The organism is Microcoleus anatoxicus, from assembly GCF_042465725.1.
GTDB classification, from domain to species: Bacteria; Cyanobacteriota; Cyanobacteriia; order Cyanobacteriales; family Microcoleaceae; genus Microcoleus; species Microcoleus anatoxicus.
Genome location: NZ_CP120853.1, coordinates 2,105,467 through 2,123,282, shown reverse-complemented (window position 1 = coordinate 2,123,282; position 17,816 = coordinate 2,105,467). Strand labels below are relative to the sequence as shown.

The 17,816-nt window shown below is 45.4% G+C and carries 17 protein-coding genes; 6 read left to right on the top strand and 11 right to left on the bottom strand.

Annotated features, from left to right (window positions below; genetic code table 11):
- Window positions 1-76: 76 nt before the first annotated feature.
- The gene (locus P2A85_RS09130; protein ID WP_377478877.1) at window positions 77-889 is read left to right on the top strand and encodes a DUF3598 family protein; all 813 of its coding nucleotides are present in this window, start codon (window positions 77-79) and stop codon (window positions 887-889) included.
- A gap of 5 nt (window positions 890-894) precedes the next feature.
- On the opposite strand, the gene P2A85_RS09125 is transcribed toward P2A85_RS09130, so the two are convergent.
- The 4 genes from P2A85_RS09125 to P2A85_RS09110 all read right to left on the bottom strand — a co-directional run bounded on the left by P2A85_RS09125 (window position 895) and on the right by P2A85_RS09110 (window position 5,362).
- Window positions 895-1,731, bottom strand: a complete 837-nt coding sequence (locus P2A85_RS09125; protein ID WP_377478875.1) for an SDR family oxidoreductase — start codon at window positions 1,729-1,731, stop codon at window positions 895-897.
- Between the two features lie 72 nt (window positions 1,732-1,803).
- Window positions 1,804-2,157: a DUF779 domain-containing protein gene (locus P2A85_RS09120; RefSeq protein ID WP_377478873.1), complete on the bottom strand. Its 354-nt coding sequence runs from the start codon at window positions 2,155-2,157 to the stop codon at window positions 1,804-1,806.
- Between the two features lie 158 nt (window positions 2,158-2,315).
- A complete protein-coding gene (locus P2A85_RS09115; protein ID WP_377478871.1) occupies window positions 2,316-3,836 on the bottom strand; it encodes an aldehyde dehydrogenase family protein in 1,521 nt (506 codons plus the stop codon).
- Window positions 3,837-4,120: 284 nt separating this feature from the next.
- A complete protein-coding gene (locus tag P2A85_RS09110) occupies window positions 4,121-5,362 on the bottom strand; it encodes a sensor histidine kinase (protein ID WP_377478869.1) in 1,242 nt (413 codons plus the stop codon).
- 204 nt (window positions 5,363-5,566) lie between these two features.
- On the opposite strand from P2A85_RS09110, the gene P2A85_RS09105 reads away from it, so the two are divergent.
- Complete coding sequence (locus P2A85_RS09105) at window positions 5,567-8,230, top strand: endonuclease MutS2 (RefSeq protein WP_377481389.1); 2,664 nt, start codon at window positions 5,567-5,569, stop codon at window positions 8,228-8,230.
- Between the two features lie 256 nt (window positions 8,231-8,486).
- On the top strand, window positions 8,487-9,428 hold the full coding sequence (locus P2A85_RS09100; RefSeq protein ID WP_377478867.1) for a DNA-methyltransferase: 942 nt from the start codon (window positions 8,487-8,489) through the stop codon (window positions 9,426-9,428).
- Here the strand turns inward: P2A85_RS09100 and P2A85_RS09095 are convergent.
- The 3 genes from P2A85_RS09095 to P2A85_RS09085 are packed head-to-tail and all read right to left on the bottom strand — an operon-like array spanning window position 9,391 to window position 10,376.
- Window positions 9,391-9,942, bottom strand: a complete 552-nt coding sequence (locus P2A85_RS09095) for a hypothetical protein (protein ID WP_377478865.1) — start codon at window positions 9,940-9,942, stop codon at window positions 9,391-9,393. The genes P2A85_RS09100 and P2A85_RS09095 overlap by 38 nt on opposite strands.
- Entirely contained in the window at window positions 9,932-10,144 is a 213-nt protein-coding gene (locus tag P2A85_RS09090) for a helix-turn-helix transcriptional regulator (RefSeq protein WP_333325854.1), read from the bottom strand. The genes P2A85_RS09095 and P2A85_RS09090 overlap by 11 nt, the downstream gene beginning before the upstream one ends.
- Before the next feature lie 13 nt (window positions 10,145-10,157).
- On the bottom strand, window positions 10,158-10,376 hold the full coding sequence (locus tag P2A85_RS09085) for a hypothetical protein (RefSeq protein ID WP_377478863.1): 219 nt from the start codon (window positions 10,374-10,376) through the stop codon (window positions 10,158-10,160).
- 150 nt (window positions 10,377-10,526) lie between these two features.
- Between P2A85_RS09085 and P2A85_RS09080 the strand changes: the two genes are divergently transcribed.
- Both P2A85_RS09080 and P2A85_RS09075 read left to right on the top strand, forming a co-directional pair.
- The gene (locus P2A85_RS09080) at window positions 10,527-11,132 is read left to right on the top strand and encodes a DUF3038 domain-containing protein (protein WP_341737732.1); all 606 of its coding nucleotides are present in this window, start codon (window positions 10,527-10,529) and stop codon (window positions 11,130-11,132) included.
- Between the two features lie 222 nt (window positions 11,133-11,354).
- The gene (locus P2A85_RS09075) at window positions 11,355-12,992 is read left to right on the top strand and encodes a DUF4335 domain-containing protein (protein WP_377478860.1); all 1,638 of its coding nucleotides are present in this window, start codon (window positions 11,355-11,357) and stop codon (window positions 12,990-12,992) included.
- A 422-nt stretch (window positions 12,993-13,414) separates the two neighbouring features.
- On the opposite strand, the gene P2A85_RS09070 is transcribed toward P2A85_RS09075, so the two are convergent.
- The 4 genes from P2A85_RS09070 to P2A85_RS09055 all read right to left on the bottom strand — a co-directional run bounded on the left by P2A85_RS09070 (window position 13,415) and on the right by P2A85_RS09055 (window position 16,430).
- Window positions 13,415-14,242: a S1C family serine protease gene (locus tag P2A85_RS09070; RefSeq protein WP_377478858.1), complete on the bottom strand. Its 828-nt coding sequence runs from the start codon at window positions 14,240-14,242 to the stop codon at window positions 13,415-13,417.
- Between the two features lie 317 nt (window positions 14,243-14,559).
- Window positions 14,560-15,531 (bottom strand): hydroxymethylbilane synthase, encoded by a 972-nt coding sequence (gene hemC / locus P2A85_RS09065; protein ID WP_377478856.1) that lies wholly within the window; start codon window positions 15,529-15,531, stop codon window positions 14,560-14,562.
- 123 nt (window positions 15,532-15,654) lie between these two features.
- Entirely contained in the window at window positions 15,655-15,852 is a 198-nt protein-coding gene (locus P2A85_RS09060) for a hypothetical protein (RefSeq protein ID WP_377478854.1), read from the bottom strand.
- A gap of 20 nt (window positions 15,853-15,872) precedes the next feature.
- On the bottom strand, window positions 15,873-16,430 hold the full coding sequence (locus P2A85_RS09055) for a hypothetical protein (protein ID WP_377478852.1): 558 nt from the start codon (window positions 16,428-16,430) through the stop codon (window positions 15,873-15,875).
- 189 nt (window positions 16,431-16,619) lie between these two features.
- Here P2A85_RS09055 and P2A85_RS09050 point away from each other — a divergent pair, with 189 nt between their 5' ends.
- Window positions 16,620-17,705: a T4 RnlA family RNA ligase gene (locus tag P2A85_RS09050; protein ID WP_377478850.1), complete on the top strand. Its 1,086-nt coding sequence runs from the start codon at window positions 16,620-16,622 to the stop codon at window positions 17,703-17,705.
- Window positions 17,706-17,816 lie beyond the last annotated feature (111 nt).

The window sequence follows — 17,816 nt, the reverse complement described above, 5'->3', positions numbered from 1 at the left end:
AAACAAATGACTAATGACTAATGACTACTGAAGTCAGACGTTTTGATTAATGTATAGGGAAAACAGGGATACGGCAATGTCACAGAACAGAGTGTCTATCACCGCCAAAGTACCTTTGACTGCTCAACAGCAGTGGGAAACTTTCATGGCTCATCACTGCGGACGTTGGCAAGGGGTATTGGTTAGATATGATGCCGCAGGGCAGGTTCTCGATATTCTTGATTCTGTACGCAGCTTCATTCCTTCTGACGATCGGCAAACTGTCACCCATTCCCTCGACTTCAGGAGTCGGATGACAGAAACTGTCACCCAGAAACAATGGGTTTTGACCTTGGGTAATCCGCTGATTATCCATCCGGTCGATCCAGAGGCTTATCTGCTTTTTAATCCCCATTCTTCTGACATAATGGTTGGGCACGATCGAAAAGGTTCAAGATTCTATTTTGAACCTTACCTCTTGGCGTCAGGCAAGAGAACGAGTGTGGTGGTGATGTACTACAAATCCCCCGATAATAGCCTTCAACCCAACCTATTTTCATTATTCAGAGAGAGCAAGGAAGAGACAGCCCAACCTTGGTGGTCTGAACAAACTGACTGTAGGATCGATCGAGTGGACTGGCTCATGCTTCCTACTCAAGCGGTAGGGGGGACTTATATTTCATTGGATGAGATGGCTCAATTGCCAGTTCCTCCTCAACCGATTGAAGTGCAAGGCGATTTTCTACAAATCCAATTTCCAGATGCAATCGAGGTGGTTATTTCGAGCGATCGATTCAAGACTCCCTATTATGCCTCCATGCGTTGGACACCAGATACCAATGATTCGCTGCAAAGCTGCACTTTAATCTACGAAAAACAGGCTCAAAAGGCTGATGTATTCGCCATTTAACAGGCTCAAACTTCGACTTTCGGATGAATGAACTGGTATCCTTCTGCTTTGAGCTTCTGATTCGATATGCGCCGATCGTTCGATGGACTTTTGGCATCTGACGCATCCCATTCCACTTCAGGTAATTCGTAGCGATCGCACAGTTGTTTAAACAATTCACGAGCCGCGATCGGCACATCATTCACCAGGTTATAAATTCCTTGTAATTGACGATCGAGCGCAAACTCACTTGCTGATACAATGTCGTCCAAATGAATCCAATTGGTGAAATGATTGCCTGAGCCTGGGCGAGTTGTGCCTGCAAGCTTAGTAAACCGTTTCTTGAGATCGCGATCGGGTCCATAAATTGCTCCAAGGCGAAAGATACATACTTTCAAATCTTGGCTGGATGCTGACAGCAAAACTTGCTCTGTATCATGTAAAATCTCTCCATGTCTGTTAGCTGGTGCCACAGGTGACACTTCACTCACCCAGGCTCCATTACTATTGCCATACACCGCACAACTACTGGTATAAATGAGTTGTTTGACGTTGGGAAAATGCTTCAAGGCAAGAACAAGGTTGTTGGCCGTATGCAGGTATGTCTGCTCGTACATCTTGGCATCTACTGGTTCGTTTGCTGTAGGAGCGACACTCAGGAAGACCACATCTTGATTTTGCAAGATCGTCTGTAATGTCTCTTCATCGCAGCGCTGCAGGACGATCGCCTGGTTGGCAACTTTCTCTAACTCCCCAATTCGGTCTGGCGTTGTCGTCGTTGCAGTGATTGCGTGACCCAGGTTTTGCCAATGCTGGGCAACGACACTTCCAACATAGCCACAACCAATAATTATAGCGTTCATCCGTTTTTTCAACTTCTGAGATAGAAGGCTCTAGATTGCATCCAAGATAACAATATATCCCAGTTACAAAACTTAGAGTCGATCGGCATTAGCAAACAAGCGGGAACGAGTAATAAAACGTTCTCCCTCCGGCCCTTCCAGAGAAAAATCGCTGCCTCCTGGTCCCGATGCTACATCTATAATTAACTGTGTGTGCTGCCAATATTCGTATTGCTGTGCTGCGATATAGAAAGGACAACCGCCTATTTCGCCGAGTAATACGTCCACATCACCAACTATCAATTCGCCCTTGGGAAAGCACATGGGGGAACTACCATCGCAGCAGCCACCGGATTGGTGAAACATCAATTCTCCGTGTTGGGTTTTGAGATAGTTGATTAATTTTAAGGCTGTTTGGGTGGCAGTGACTTTGGCGATTGTTTCCATTTTAGTCGGTTTGTGTAGCAGTTTTATTTCGTTTTTGAATTAGCTTTTTTTTATTAACCGCAGAGGGCGCAGAGGGCGCAGAGGGCTGAGAGGAAGAAGGAGTTGACTAATTTTTTAAGTTGGTCTTTTTTGCTTCTTCCTTTCTGGACTCTAAAATTTTAGAAGAAACCTAAAGCTTTGGGGCTGTAACTTACTAACAAGTTCTTGGTTTGTTGGTAGTGGTCTAACATCATTTTGTGGTTTTCGCGCCCGATTCCAGATGATTTGTAGCCGCCGAATGCTGCGTGGGCTGGATAGAGGTGGTAGCAGTTTGTCCAGACGCGACCGGCTTGAATGGCGCGGCCCATGCGATAGGCGGCGTTGATGTCGCGAGTCCAAACTCCTGCGCCTAAACCATAGAGTGTATCGTTGGCAATTTCTAAGGCTTGGGCTTCGTCTTTGAAGGTGGTGACTGCTAATACTGGTCCGAAGATTTCTTCTTGAAAAATCCGCATTTTGTTGTCACCTTTAAAGACTGTGGGCTGGAAGTAATAGCCTTCTTTTAAGTCCCCAGATAAGATGTTTCTTTCGCCGCCAATTAGGCATTCTGCGCCTTCTGCATGGCCAATTTTGACGTATTCGGCGATTTTTTCCATTTGGTTGATGGATACTTGTGCGCCTAGGGATGTTGTGGAGTCTAAGGGGTTGTTTTGTTTGATTTGGCGGATGCGGGAGAGGGCTTTTTCGATGAATTGGTCGTAGATTGATTCGTGAATTAAGGCGCGAGAGGGACAGGTGCAAACTTCTCCTTGGTTGAAGGCGAACATCACAAATCCTTCGATGGCTTTGTCGAGGAAATCGTCGTCTTTGGCGCAGATGTCTTCACAGAAAATGTTGGGGGATTTGCCGCCTAATTCTAGGGTGACTGGGATGATGTTTTGGGAGGCGTATTGCATGATTAGCCGCCCGGTGGTGGTTTCGCCGGTGAAGGCGACTTTGGCGATGCGGCTGCTGGTGGCTAGGGTTTTGCCGATTTCGGCGCCTGGTCCGTTGACGATGTTGATTACGCCGTCTGGTACTAAGTCGGCGATGATTTCCATTAAGACTAGGATTGAGGCGGGGGTTGGGCCTGCTGGTTTGAGGACGACGCAGTTTCCGGCGGCGAGGGCGGGGGCTAGTTTCCAGGCGGCCATGAGGATGGGGAAGTTCCAGGGTATGATTTGTCCGATGACGCCTAGGGGTTCGTGGAAGTGGTAGGCGACGGTGGTTTCGTCGAGTTGGCTGATGGACCCTTCTTGAGCTCGGATGCAGCTTGCGAAGTAGCGGAAGTGGTCGATCGCCAGTGGTATATCTGCTAATGTGGTTTCGCGGATTGGTTTACCATTGTCCCAGGTTTCGGCGATGGCTAGGCGATCGAGGTTTTCTTCCATGCGATCGGCTATTTTGTGTATAATCCGCGCCCTTTCTGCGGGGTTAGTCTTACCCCAGTTGAATGCGGCTGCGTGGGCGGCATCTAGGGCTAATTCTACATCTTCGGCGGTCGATCGCGGGATTTGACAAATTGATTTTCCGGTAATGGGAGACAGGTTTTCTGAGTATTTGCCTTTGACTGGTGCTACCCATTTCCCACCGATAAAGTTGTCGTAACGAGCTTGAAAAATCGACTGATTGCCCGATAGAACTGGTGCTGCTATTACCATTTTATTACCTAATTAAAATTTGTTTTTGCGTAGTTCTTAATATCTAGCATCTCCTATTTTTCGATTTTTGGCACCAGGATATACAAAATTTTACATTCCCTAAAGATTGAGGCTCGGATTTGAAGATATAATATGCTTGCATATTTGAGTAAGTAAGGGCGAAGCATGACCGCAGACAATTTATTAGCTCGCGCCATAGATTTACAGCGGTCATGCTTCGCCCCTACGAATATTTGCAAAACAATGCCTGTTCAATAACTGGCTTTTGTGGAGATGTCTATTAATTAACTGTGTCGCTGGGGTAGTTCGATCCGAAATTGAGTACCTTTACCCGGTTGGGCAAAATACTTCAATTCCCCTTTGTGCTGCTCGACAATTATGTCATAACTGATAGCAAGTCCTATGGTGCTGGCATCCATGGCAGGTTTCGTAACAAAAAATCGATCGAAAATTTGGGTTTTTATCTCTTCGCTCATGGCGATGCCATTATCAGCAATTTCAATGGCAATGCGCTGAGCACTTACCACCTGAGTGCGAATCCAAATCACGGGTTTAAAGTTGATTGCTTCGGACTCGTTCAATTCTTGACTAGACTCTTCCAAAGCATCGATCGCATAATTCATAATATTCAGAAAAGCTTGATTGAGTTGACCGGCATAACACTCAATTTGTGGCAAATTGCCGTAGTCCTTCACCACCTTGATATCGCGCCTGCCTTCGCGAGCAGGTAAGCGGTGTTGCAATAGTAAAAGAGTATTTTCTAAACCGTCTGAAACGTCGAATAATTGCCAACCGGAGCGATCGCTGCGGGAAAATTCCTGTACCGACAAGATAATTTGGCGAATGCGATCGCTCCCCGTGCGCATGGAACTGACAATTTTCAAGAAATCATCCAGCAGAAATTCCACATCCATGTCTTGTTGTTTTTGCAGAATCTCTTGGCTAGGATTAACTAACTGTTTTTGATACATTCGCAAGAGTTCTATCAAATCATTAGCGTAAGTTTGTATGTGAGTCAGATTGCTGTAAATAAAAGTAATCGGATTGTTAATTTCGTGGGCAATGCCAGATACTAATTCACCCAGGTTAGACGTTTTTTCATTTTCTCTAATCCGATGCTGGAACTGTTGCACTTCTTGTTGCGATCGCTCCAACTGTACCCTCAACTGGCGCGATCGAAAACCACCTCGTACCCGCCCCAACAATTCCTGCTTAACTATGGGTTGCAGCACAAAATCGTCCACTAGCACATCTAATTTTGTGGAGTCAAACTGGTCTGATGCAGCCAGCAAAATCACATAAATGGTACCAAATTCTGAGTTACCCGCCCGCATCCGATACAAATCTAACCACTCAATTTGAGGTGAAGTCCCCTCACAAATTACCAAATCTGGGGAGGTTTGCTCAGCTAAATCTAACCCAGACTGAGCATCAGGGGCGACTATCACCTGATGTCCCTCCCCTGAGAGGAACTCTTGCAGGACTTCTAAAGTCAGAGCATCCGCGATCGCCAAAATCTTTCCCATAACACCAGCTCCACAAATTACCTTTCAGGATACAACAGCCAGAATTATCACTGTATATTTAAAATTAAAATAATTAAATGTTACCAAAAATTACCAATAACTACCCCCAGAAACTCCAAAAAACTTTAAAATTAATTGATATTATCGTCAATAACCCTTCTCGGTCAGCGCCTGGGAATGCCAATTACCAACAACCCCTCAACTTTGATTCAATCCGAAACACTCGAACTATTAGAATGGTCGCGCTTGTGTCAGCACTTGGCTACCTTCGCGGCCACCAAACTCGGTGTCGCCGCCGCCCAGGACCTCCAAATCCCGGAATCTCAAGCTGAAACAGCAGAATTGCTAGCTCAAACTCAGGAAGCTTATCAGTTAGATAACCGTCCCGGCGGTGCTTTGGCTTTTGAAGGCATCCAAGACATCGGTACTTCGCTGCAACGAGCTGAACTTCAAGGTTTGCTCAGTGGCGAAGAATTGCTGGCGATTGCTACCACCCTGGCGGGAGCGAGACAATTGCGCCGCATCATTGACAACCAGCCAGATGTGCCGACACTGAAGGATTTGGCTGCTCAATTGCGGACTTATCCTGAAATCGAACAAGAAATACATCGGTGTATAGACGATCGCGCCCAAGTAGCCGATCGCGCCACTCCTAAGTTAGCAGGAATTAGAGTTCAAATACGACAGTTGCGCGATCGCATTTATCAAATATTACAAGGAATTTTGCAGCGACAATCCAACGCCGTCCAAGAACAAGTAATTACCCAAAGAAACGCGCGCTTTGTAATTCCCGTCAAAGCTCCCCAAAAAGATGCAATACCGGGCATCGTTCACGACTCCTCAGCCAGCGGCGCGACACTGTATGTAGAACCCCACAATACAGTAAATCTCAACAACCAAATGCGGCAATTTCTCAGACAAGAACAAGTCGAAGAAGAAGCAGTTCGCCGCGCTCTGACGGAACAAGTAGCAGTAGTCAAACCAGACTTAGATAGATTGTTGGTGGTAGTGACAACTTTAGATTTAGCCACAGCCAAAGCGCGTTACGGCTTTTGGCTACAAGCAAATCCGCCGACATTTATTGAATTGGGAAACACAGAGTTAACACCAAAAGATGGAGAAATAACAGAGGAGGAAAATCCAGAAAACAGCAAAGTAAAAATTCCCAACTTGCGATCGCAAATTACCCTGCGCCAGTTGCGCCATCCCCTGTTAGTTTGGCAACAGCAATACGAACAAGGCTTTCCAGTAGTGCCGATCGATTTAACCATCGCACCGCACATTCGCGTCGTCGCCATCACAGGCCCCAACACCGGCGGCAAAACTGTCACCCTCAAAACCTTGGGATTAGCAGCTTTAATGGCAAAATCAGGAATGTTTGTTCCCGCCCGCGAACCTGTAGAATTGCCGTGGTTCGACCACATTTTGGCAGATATTGGTGACGAGCAATCTTTGCAGCAAAGTTTGTCAACTTTCAGCGGTCACATTCGTCGCATCAGCCGCATCTTAGCAGTCTTGAAAAAAGGAGGAGAAGAGGATTCAGACCTCCCAATTCCCCATACTTCAACTACCCTTCGACTACGCTCATGGGACACGGTTTCCGATACTTCGACTACCCTTCGACTACGCTCATGGGACACGGTTTCCGATGCCCAATTCCCCATTCCCGATGCCCAATTCCCCATTCCCAAATCCTTAGTTTTATTAGATGAAGTAGGAGCGGGGACTGATCCATCAGAAGGTAGTGCATTGGCGATCGCCCTGTTGCAATACCTCGCCCAAAACTCCCTATTAACAATCGCAACTACCCACTTTGGCGAACTCAAAGCCCTCAAATATCAAGACTCCCGCTTTGAAAATGCCTCAGTGGAATTTGACGACAGTTCCATGCAGCCAACCTATCGGTTACTGTGGGGAATTCCCGGACGTTCCAACGCTCTAAGCATTGCCAAAAGACTCGGTTTGCTACCAGAAATAGTTGCAGAAGCTCAAACCTATGTTGGGGGTGCTTCTGTCGATGTCAATCAAGTAATTGCTGGACTCGAAGCTCAGCGGCGGAAACAGGAAACCAAAGCCAAAGAAGCAACCCAACTGCTGCAACAAACCGAAAAACTCCACCAGGAAGTTTCTCAAAAAGCAGCAGCTTTGAAAGAAAGAGAGCGGGAACTAAAAATTGCTCAGGAAGTGGCAGTAAATGAGGCTATAGGTACGGCAAAATCAGAAATTGCTCAAATCATTCGTCGTTTACAATCTGGCGACCAAACTGCTCAAAATGCTCAAGTTGCGACAGAAACCTTAAATCAAATTTCCGCCAAACACTTGCCCTCGCGCAAAGCACCGGCTAAGCCGAAACCGGGTTTTATGCCAAAAGTGGGCGATCGCATCCGCATTCCCAGCTTGGGCCAAACCGCCGAAGTCCTCAGCGGGCCAGATGCTAACGAAGAATTGAGCGTCAGGTTTGGGATTATGAAAATGACTGTCAAACTGGCAGAAATTGAATCCCTCGATGGTCAAAAACCTGAAACTAAAGCTCAATTAGCCAAGATAGCAGCTCAAGCACAGGCTACTGCTAAGGCTAAACAAGCTCAGTCGGAAGTTCCCAAACCAAATCCTGAAATCGCAATTCGGACTGCTAATAATACGATCGACTTGCGAGGCGCGAGAGTTTCCGATGCGGAAATTGAAGTAGACAGAGCTCTTTCCAAAGCCTTTGAATACGGAGTGCTGTGGATAGTTCACGGCAAAGGTACGGGACAGTTGCGACGGGGTATTCACGAATTTCTGGACACTCATCCGCAGGTTTCTCGCTATGAGTTGGCTAGTCAAAAAGAGGGAGGTGGAGGTGTGACGATCGCTTTTTTGAAGTAGTCAGGATTGAGGTATTTCTGGTGGATTACTGATTATAGGTTTGTAGGCAGCAAAACAAGCTGGATTGAATCTATGATTTGGACTGCCTATAGCGATTTTAAATGAGTTGTGATTTTTTTTTAAACGAACCGCGAAGACGCAAAGAACGCGAAGTTCGGAAAGAGAAGAGAGTTTCACAACTTATTTATACTTGCTAGATACTGCAAATGTGGCATAATTGAAATTTGAGTTCCCACTTGAGTAAACTGCCAGACTAATGAGACAAGCTCCCTCAAATGAAGTTTTGGTTGGCGACTGTCGTGAAGTGATGAAGACATTGCCAGAAAATTATTTTTCTGCGTGTATCACTGACCCGCCTTATAATTATGAATTTATTGGTCATAAATGGGATGACTCGGAAATTCAAAGGCGTAGGGAAAAAGTGAATGGCAAGGGAAATAAAACCCTTGTTAAAAATATTCCCTATGGCAGTGGTTTAGCAGGTGGAGTCAGAAACGAAAAATGGTATCAAAGGAATCGTAAAAATACTCTGGATTATGAGCAGTGGTGTTTGGATTGGGGTGAGCAGCTTTTTCGGATCTGCAAACCGGGTGCGACAGTTTTAGTTTTCAACAGCACAAGAACTGTTGCTCACGTACAAGTAGCCCTGGAAAATGCTGGATTCTATGCGAGAGATATGCTTGTTTATAAAAGATCGAGTGGTATCCCTAAAGGTGTCAATATCAAACAACAGTTCGAGAAGAAAGGATATGAAAATCCCGAAAAATGGGATGGTTGGCACAGTTGTCTCAGGAATGAATGGGAAGCAATCTGCGTACTTCAAAAACCACTGGTCAATAATTACTTGGAAACTCTACAGGAGTATGGTACTGGTCTTTTTTATACTAAAGATCGGTTTGGTGGTTTTCAGTCCAATATTTTAGAAGGTATACAGCGTGAAAAAACCGAGGATTTTAACGTCCATTGTACGGTTAAACCGATCGCTCTAATGAGACAACTGGTTGAAATATTTGTACCGCGCTTGGAAAATTCTATTCTAATCGATCCTTTCGCAGGATCGGGAACCACATTGCTGGCGGCGCAAGAATTTGGGATTAAGTATGTTGGCATTGAAATAGTACCTGACTACATAGAAATTATCAAGAAGCGCCTAGATAGTTTCAGCGGTGTACAGGGAATTCTCCCACTCTTTCAGTAAGAAATGACTTCAAATCAAACCCGCTTATTGTTTGTATAAACTCAAACGAAGCATCGCCAGTGTAAACTCTCCAAGTCCCTACTTGGCACGCTGTAATAGCTGCGGGCAAATTATCTTGTCTAAGTATTAAAAAAACTGGCTCATAATTATAAGTACGAAGTAGTGGGCCATAGGATTTGAACTTTTTCAGTGTTCCAGAATCTCCTGAGCCAATACGATATTTTGTATCTATCGCGTACCCATCAACAATCAGATCGCACGGCTCATCACTTCCCACTTTAAATGCTGGCTGAAAACTACTGCAATATGCTTTGCAGGTTTCCGTAACTAACAATTGCCAACACATTCCTAACTCACGTCCCCAATATTGCTTATTTTCTTTTTTTATTATGGGAGAAATACCAAACACATCCATTAAAATATCGTGTTCTTCATTCTTTTCTGCATAAACTTTTTCTGTAAATGAGTTTTGGTATCTTGCTAAAATTTGCTCTAGTTTTCTTTCAGTCATCATCTGTTACCAGTTCAGCTAAACTAACGGATAATGCCTTGGCTATTTTGCTGGCATTAAGTAGCGTTATATTCCTTTCACCTCGTTCAACTGAGCCAATATAAGTACGATGTAATTCAGATAGTTCTGCAAGCTGATCTTGGGAAAGATTTCTGAGCTTTCTGAAATGTCTAACTTTTTTACCAAATTGCTCCGTAATATCCATAGATTGCGCCAGACTAAGCAACGACAACTATAATCTGACAGACTATAAGTAGCGACAGACTATAAGTAGCATTCGAGATAGCTAGGATCTTTGGATTGATATAGGTCCCGATCGCTTCAAAACACTGATTTGATTTCGATCGCTCTGTGGCGTAGCATAGTTGGGGGGAAATTTGGGTTATGGGTTTGTTTTGGGCGATCGCACTTAAAAACGCAACTTTGCAACTCGCCATTCCGTCTAACAGTCAGGGTTGCCGAAATCAAAGCTCATGGGTGTGGATCAAGATTAACAGAGTTGTTTTTGCGATGCTGGTAACAAGCGCCATCACCGCACACTGTTAGAGATCCAGCCTGAACCTGTATTAATTTCCTATGCTGAAGCTATGCGCTCGATCGTAAAGTCCTCCACTCCCACCAACGAAGCGGGCACATCTCCCAACTGGGAAGAATTGACCCAAAAAGCACCAGAACCTACCCAGTTGGACAACATTAAATCTCAACTGGATTTAGTGCTGTTAGCCCTAGAGGCACTGGCGGGGATTGGCTCGGAGGCAATACTCAAGGTGGCAGTCGAACTGAATTTAGAGTCAATGGTGGCCGATCGCGTGGCATTATGGCGACTACGCCAGTCTAACCCGCTGCGGAAAGGCCAGGGGGGACGGAAAAAACTGGATGTGGAAGAAGCCCGATCGCTGGTTTTGATTAGCTGTCATTTGGCAAAACAGCACCAAGCCTTAATCCGTCGCGCTGTAGCACTGCTAGAACAAATGGCAGAGCAAAATCGCGAACCTCACACCGTCGCTTTGCTGGGAGATTATATCGACAGATTCAGTAATACTTATGGCGATCGCATGGAAGATGCAGAAAACTTATCCGGCGCACAACTAACCAATTTAGCTCTCAAACTCTTGATCGATCTACTTTTTTACAGCAGTCCCGGCGGCCACCGTCGCCTCTGGTTAGCTCTGCTCGATCGGGCTAAGAATTAAGTATAAACTCATGAAATGGAGGCAGAGCCTCCGGATCTGCGTTACCAGGCAGAGCCTGGTAACGAGAATTCCTTCTTCCTTCTTCCTTCTTCCTGAATTTCCCCCCTTGGGGGGGCAGGGGGGGGTGACTTCTTCCTTCTTCCTGAATTTCCCCCCTTGGGGGGGGCAGGGGGGGTGACTTCTTCCTTCTTCCTTCTTCCTTCTTCCTTCTTCCTTCCTTTTATGGTTCTAAAACGGTACACGCCCCCCACTTGCACGCTGGAAATTACAGCTAAAAGTTCGCCCCTATCTCGTTGGGCGGGCAAACCCGTGTTGAAATCTCTGAGTTTTGAACTGCGACTCGACGATCCGCGACTGCCAGATACCGAACACGTTACTCTCAAGGGCGATCGGCTGCAACTAGAAGCCCTCCACGAAGCAGTCAACTTCTACATTCAAAACTTTCTGGGCGAATCCCGCCCTTGGGAAACCAGCCTCACATCTGAAGCTAAGGATAGCCTGGGGAAAACTGACTCAGCACCAGCCCGCAGCCCCGTCATCCTGCATGAATCTTTAAACCCTTCAGAAACAACAATTTTTGAGTCAAACTCTTCAGAGGCACAAAAAAATGCGGATCTTCCGGTTCATCCCCACTTGAAACCCCGCGGCCTGCTCTCCCACAACTTATTCTTAGGCTCTTTGACAGTGGCAGAATCCGGGCCGGTAGTTCCCTTGAGTACCGTCCAACTGTTTGATTTAGCCACGGCTTTGGATCAATACAGCAGCGAGGTGATGGCACTTCCGAACCTCGGTCGATCGCCCCAACGCCCCCAGGCCTCACCTTGGGTCAAAGTGGCTGCAATGGTTGTCGCCAGCGTCGGTTTAACCACAGGTGTCATCAAAGTGCTTCAGGAGAGTCGATCGGCAGAAATCGCCTCAGCCCCCGGCACTCAAGCATCCAGCCCAACTCCCCAGCCAAACCTAGCTGTCGGTGTGTCTCCCAGTCCGGCCCTAGCAACACCAACGCCCCCAGCGCCAACCCCCTCAGCCACGCCAACCTTGCCACCCCTACCGCCCCCGCCCCTCAACAGCAACCCATCCTCCAGTCCCAGCTTACCCCCCATCGCCGCCTCTCCAACTCCCGCCATTAACAAACCCAGCCCCATCCAGCAGCCAGCCGTGCTATTTCCACCTAATAACAGCGCACCCAATGCAGCACCCAATGCAGCACCCAATGCAGCACCCAATCCTCAAGGGCAAATAATCACCATTCCCGCACCCGCAGAACTGCCAATTTCTGCCCCTTCCCAGCCACCCTCAGCACCCAATGCACTCCCCCCCGCCCCACGGGCGCCACAGATACTAGCTCCCCCCGTACCACCAAGGCTAGGGCCCACCGCAGCGCCACCCCTGCCGCCCTCCCTATCTGCTTCGCGGCTCCAAATTCCGCCCCAAGAATCAATCCCTCGTCCCATCGGGCCGATTGTTCCCCCAAGCAGTACGGAACTACCACCCCTTGAGGATGCTCAACCCAAAACTGAGTCAGACAACAACAAAGTAGCAAGTGGGAGCAAAGCAAATCGCACTTTATTTGATACAATCCCCCAAGTTTCTGAAGCGAAAACTTATTTTGAGCAACGCTGGAAGCCGCCAGAAGGTATGCAAGAAACTTTGGAATACAGTTTGCAGATAGATGAAACAGGGTCTATCCAAAATATTATGCCAATGGGAAAGGCAGCAGGAGATTATATCGATCGCACAAATATGCCTTTAGTCGGTGAGCCTTTTGTTTCTGCGGTTTCTAATGGAACCCCCCCCAGAATTCGAGTTGTTCTGCGGCCCAACGGTCGAGTCCAAACTTTTTTGGAACAAAGTAATTAAACTTTGTTGTTTGTTATTGGTTATTTGTTGTTTGTTATTGGTTATTGGTTATTTGTTATTTGTTATTGGTTGTTAGTCATGATAACTATATCGTACCTGTAGGGGCGGGTTCACCGACAATTTTTATCACCCACAAACAATCTTAATAAACCCGCCCCCACCCAAGGAATAACCCCCAACCACTTATACCATTTTCATCAAGTCCTACTACAGATGTAGTTCTTAGCCCCCCCTTAATAAGGGGGGGTTGGGGGGGTAGATATGTAGCGCTACTTTATGAAATTGGTATTACTCCATAGCGAATCACCATATAATCTGCAAAAAAGAACGATCGCCCTTTCCATCCATCCCCGCCAATCTACCTAGATTTAGGGTGACAAAAAGTGCGATCGCCCTTTTGACAAATCACCAATAACTACCAACTAATCATCAGAATCATCCTCAAAAGTCTCCTCAAAACCCGCTAAAAAGTCATCCAGGGCGATGGAGGCGATCGCCAAATTAACACTATCAGCATCTTCCAATCCCCACGTATTCACCCCCACCACTTGACCGGCCATATTAATCAACGGGCCACCAGAATTTCCCGGATTAATCGACGCATCAGTTTCTAACACCTTCACCTCAGCCATATCATCCTCATCATCCTCACCTTCCTCATACTCCTCCGGTTCCCGAATTCCACTAATAATCCCCTGACTTACAGCAGCAGCCAACTGTCCCAAAGGATTTCCCACAGCAATTACTCGATCGCCCACTTTCACATCAAAACACAACTCTAAAGGAGGATATTCTTCAGGAGATTCTACTTGTTCACCAGTCTTCGGATCGAGCACAAAACCAGTAACCAACAGCAAGGCTAAATCCTCTTCCGCATTACCAGTAAATATCACCTCAGCCATTCTCAACTTCCCGTCATTAGTTTCCACTAAAACCTGTTCGACTTCATCTTCTTCATAGAAATAATCTTCATCAGCAATATCTTCCACAACATGATAGTTAGTCACAATCGTGTCCGGCGTTACAAAAAAACCACTACCCGAAGAAATTTCTTCTCCCGTATCCCAATCCATCACATAAACTGAAACTACAGACGGCAAAACTTGCTCAACTAGATCAGAAAAATTGCCAGTCTGAGTTTTGAACTCTTTCAATTGCTGCTGCAAAGCTTTTTTATCGGCCTGCATTTTGCGATAAAGTTGCTGAACTTTTGCCAAATCTAGCCTTAATTGAGTTTCCCGAACGCTCATATTTTGCCTTTCCCTGAAATAGATGGTTGATTAATCTTGGCTGTTTAATTGTAGATTTTTGATTGGGATTTTTACTATGATTAAGACTGACGCAGAGAAACCCAGTTTCTAGAAAAAATCGTTAATTTTACGACCTGATATAGAAGAATCCGGGTTTCATAAATCCAGTGCCTAAGTCCTCTTTAAAAATCCCATCTAAAATCTACTAACAGACTGCTAATGTACCTGTTTTGTCCAAGCGAACCGCCAATTAGTTTTATTTTATAAAAGGCGATTATTCTCGTCTAAAACCGTAAAAAATAGAGCTATTTCAAAGTTCAAGAACCTCGTTGAACTTCCCTAAAAATTTCCTCCAAAATTTCACTAGCTCCCCGATCGCGCAAGCGGTGGGCGAGGTCAATTCCCAGCATTTCAGCAGTTTCGGCTGCGCCACTAACAGTATCTTTCACCAACCGCAAACCGTCTAAACTAGATACCATTCCGGTTAAAGTTAATTGACCGTTTTCAATTTTAGTATTGACACCGATCGGCACTTGACAGCCGCCTTCCAATTCCCGCAGAAAAGCCCGTTCAGCATAACATCTTTGGGCAGTTTCCGAGTGTTCTAGAGCTTTAATCACTTCCAGAATTTCTGGATCTCCGGCGCGACATTCGATGCCCAAAGCACCTTGTCCGACGGCGTGGAGGGAGATTTCCGGGGCGATAACTTGGTGGATGCGATCGCCCATACCCAATCTTTCCAATCCCGCCACTGCTAAAATAATCGCGTCGTAACCACCATCATCTAATTTAGCAAGTCGAGTATTCAAATTCCCACGAATATCTTTAAATTCAAAATGAGGGAAATGGTGGCGTAATTGAGCCAGTCGTCTGAGGGAAGAAGTACCAATAACCGCACCTTTTGGTAGTGTATCGAGCTGCTTGTCTTTATGTTTTTCGTGTACAACTAAAGCATCAGCAGGATTTTCCCGTTCGGTGACGCATCCTAAAATTAAACCTTCGGGCAAATTTGTCGGCAAATCTTTCAGAGAATGAACGGCAAAATCCGTTTCATTGTTCAGCATTCCCGTTTCTAATTCTTTAGTGAAAAGTCCTTTGTCACCAATTTTAGCCAGCGCTACATCCAGAATTATGTCCCCTTGGGTGGACATCGTGTGGACTTCAAAAGTGTGTTGCGGGAAATGTTTCTGTAGCTCTGCTTGCACCCAGTGTGTTTGGACTAGAGCGAGTTGGCTTTTGCGGGAACCGATGCGGACGGTTCGTGAGGGAGCAGATGCGGTTGTAGACATAAGATCGAGCTTGAAATGAGCCAATATATTCACCTGATCTAGCCTACCGCAGGTGGGGACTTTAATCGGCAGTTGGGATAATTCAGCCCATAAAAAAATATAAATATCAGATTTGGAGCGCCACTACCAACCAGCCTCTATTATATTTCCCATAAAGTGTTCTGGCCAGTCCTGTGAGGCGATCGACTCGCCCCAGAGCATAGATTTACTCCCCACGATATGAATTTTTATTGCGCTATGGGCGATCGCAACTGCAAGAAATACACGCAACAGCTTACCCATTTTACTATTGTTAAGAACAGACCCGACGGCCTGTTCCACAAGCTAGACCTCATCAAAACTCAACGTTTCCCAGCTTGAATCGCCGAATTTGCCATCTTAATTACATCAGATTCCCGTCCATTTTTAATTGCTACGGTATAAAGAACTCCCTGAGATTTCCACTCAACAGAAGCTGTGCAGTAAGCCCCACAACCGTTATGAAAAACTCCTTTCATACCCCCCGCAAGTTGCACATTTTTTAACGTCTTAGTTACCCCTTCGATTTTTGTCGAAAACTCACCACCTTTTTGAGCTCGAATTTCCCCAAAAGTGCAAGCTCCCGTACCACGACAATCTGCTGTATACTCCATTGAAATAGTATAGCTATCTGCTTTTGCCGTGGTTTGATAGTAAAGTTTTTCTGAATCAAGAAGACTGGGAATAAAAATCGGCACTTGCGTTTTGCCTTTTAACTGGCGCAAAATTTCACTTACTTTAACCGCAGTACCCGCTTCTGCAAGTTGTTTTTTTTCCCCTTGTCGCTGCGGTGATGCCGACACTCCAAAAGCTACGGATGTAGGTACTAAAGCAGTCAATAGGCACACAGAAGTTGCCACAATTAATAATTTTTTGCTCATTTTTTTCTCAATTTTAAAATATTCGAGTTGTTCACAGAACCGGATTCACCTAGGTAAAACCATAATTCAAAATACATAATCGATAATAGCTTTTCCGTAAAAATATTTTTTTTTACATAATCTTGACAAAGTTGCTAAAATATGCGACCACAGATAAGATATAAAAGGCGAGTAATTTAGGAGTCGATCGTGGAACTGCAAGAGTATTTGCGCCAGTACGGATTAGAAACTTTGTCCGAAACTTATCATATCAAGGTTACGCGCGATCGGCAATATCCTCATCTCGTCTGTCTGAAATACTCGCAGATAGAATCCCCGCTGGGAGAAAAAATAGTCCAACAGTGTCGGGGAATCATTTTAGACTCATCCCAAGATTGGCAGATAGTTTCTTATCCCTACGACAAATTTTTTAACTACGGAGAAATTCACGCCACTACAATTGATTGGAACAGTGCCAAAGTCTACGAAAAACTAGACGGTTCTCTGATTGTACTCTATTTTTACAATGGAGAATGGAGAGTACAATCTAGCGGAACTCCCGACGCAGCGGGTGAAGTTAATGGTTTTGGATTTAGCTTTGCGGAACTGTTTTGGAAAGTCTGGCAAGAATTGGGATATCAATTGCCACAAGAAACCGACCAATGTTTTATCTTTGAGTTGATGACACCTTGCAATCGAATAGTTGTCCAGCAAAAAAACAATCAAATTGTGTTTCACGGCGTTCGTAATACTCAAACATTGCTAGAAATGGAGCCGACTACTTGGGCTAATAAATATGGATGGGAATTAGTCAAGTCTTATGCTTTGACTAGCTGGAAAGAAGTTATCGAAGCGTCTCAGCAGTTAGACCCGATGGATTCGGAAGGATATATTATCTGCGATGCTAATTTTAACCGAGTTAAAGTTAAGTCACCGCAATATGTGGCAATTTCCCATCTGCGTGAAGGGTTTTCAACCCGCCGGATGATCGAGATTATCTTGACTAATGAAGGGGAAGAGTTTTTAGCTTATTTTCCTGAGTGGACTGAATTGTACCAAAAAGTTAAGGACAAATATCAATCTTTGGTGCAAGAAATTGAGGAGGTTTACCGACAGCATGAATCTATCGAAGTGCAGAAAGATTTTGCATTTGCTGTGAAACATTTGCCCTATTCTGGGATTTTGTTTTCTTTGCGGGCGCGTAGAGTTGCGGGGGTGAAAGAAGCTCTCCGCGATGTTACTATTCATAAGATAGAGGAGTTATTGGGTTTGGATTATATCCATCTGGGATTGTAGAAGAAGTTCGGCAACGGATTTTGTAACGGATTTAACGGATGAAGTTCGGCAACGGATTTTGTAACGGATTTAACGGATGAAGTTCGGCAACGGATTTTGTAACGGATTTAA

Coding starts and splice junctions, on each gene's coding strand:
- P2A85_RS09130 (WP_377478877.1), top strand. CDS start 77: ATGTCACAGAACAGAGTGTCTATCACCGCCAAAGTACCTTTGACTGCT.
- P2A85_RS09125 (WP_377478875.1), bottom strand. CDS start 1,731: ATGAACGCTATAATTATTGGTTGTGGCTATGTTGGAAGTGTCGTTGCC.
- P2A85_RS09120 (WP_377478873.1), bottom strand. CDS start 2,157: ATGGAAACAATCGCCAAAGTCACTGCCACCCAAACAGCCTTAAAATTA.
- P2A85_RS09115 (WP_377478871.1), bottom strand. CDS start 3,836: ATGGTAATAGCAGCACCAGTTCTATCGGGCAATCAGTCGATTTTTCAA.
- P2A85_RS09110 (WP_377478869.1), bottom strand. CDS start 5,362: ATGGGAAAGATTTTGGCGATCGCGGATGCTCTGACTTTAGAAGTCCTG.
- P2A85_RS09100 (WP_377478867.1), top strand. CDS start 8,487: ATGAGACAAGCTCCCTCAAATGAAGTTTTGGTTGGCGACTGTCGTGAA.
- P2A85_RS09095 (WP_377478865.1), bottom strand. CDS start 9,942: ATGATGACTGAAAGAAAACTAGAGCAAATTTTAGCAAGATACCAAAAC.
- P2A85_RS09090 (WP_333325854.1), bottom strand. CDS start 10,144: ATGGATATTACGGAGCAATTTGGTAAAAAAGTTAGACATTTCAGAAAG.
- P2A85_RS09085 (WP_377478863.1), bottom strand. CDS start 10,376: ATGGCGAGTTGCAAAGTTGCGTTTTTAAGTGCGATCGCCCAAAACAAA.
- P2A85_RS09080 (WP_341737732.1), top strand. CDS start 10,527: ATGCGCTCGATCGTAAAGTCCTCCACTCCCACCAACGAAGCGGGCACA.
- P2A85_RS09075 (WP_377478860.1), top strand. CDS start 11,355: ATGGTTCTAAAACGGTACACGCCCCCCACTTGCACGCTGGAAATTACA.
- P2A85_RS09070 (WP_377478858.1), bottom strand. CDS start 14,242: ATGAGCGTTCGGGAAACTCAATTAAGGCTAGATTTGGCAAAAGTTCAG.
- hemC (WP_377478856.1), bottom strand. CDS start 15,531: ATGTCTACAACCGCATCTGCTCCCTCACGAACCGTCCGCATCGGTTCC.
- P2A85_RS09055 (WP_377478852.1), bottom strand. CDS start 16,430: ATGAGCAAAAAATTATTAATTGTGGCAACTTCTGTGTGCCTATTGACT.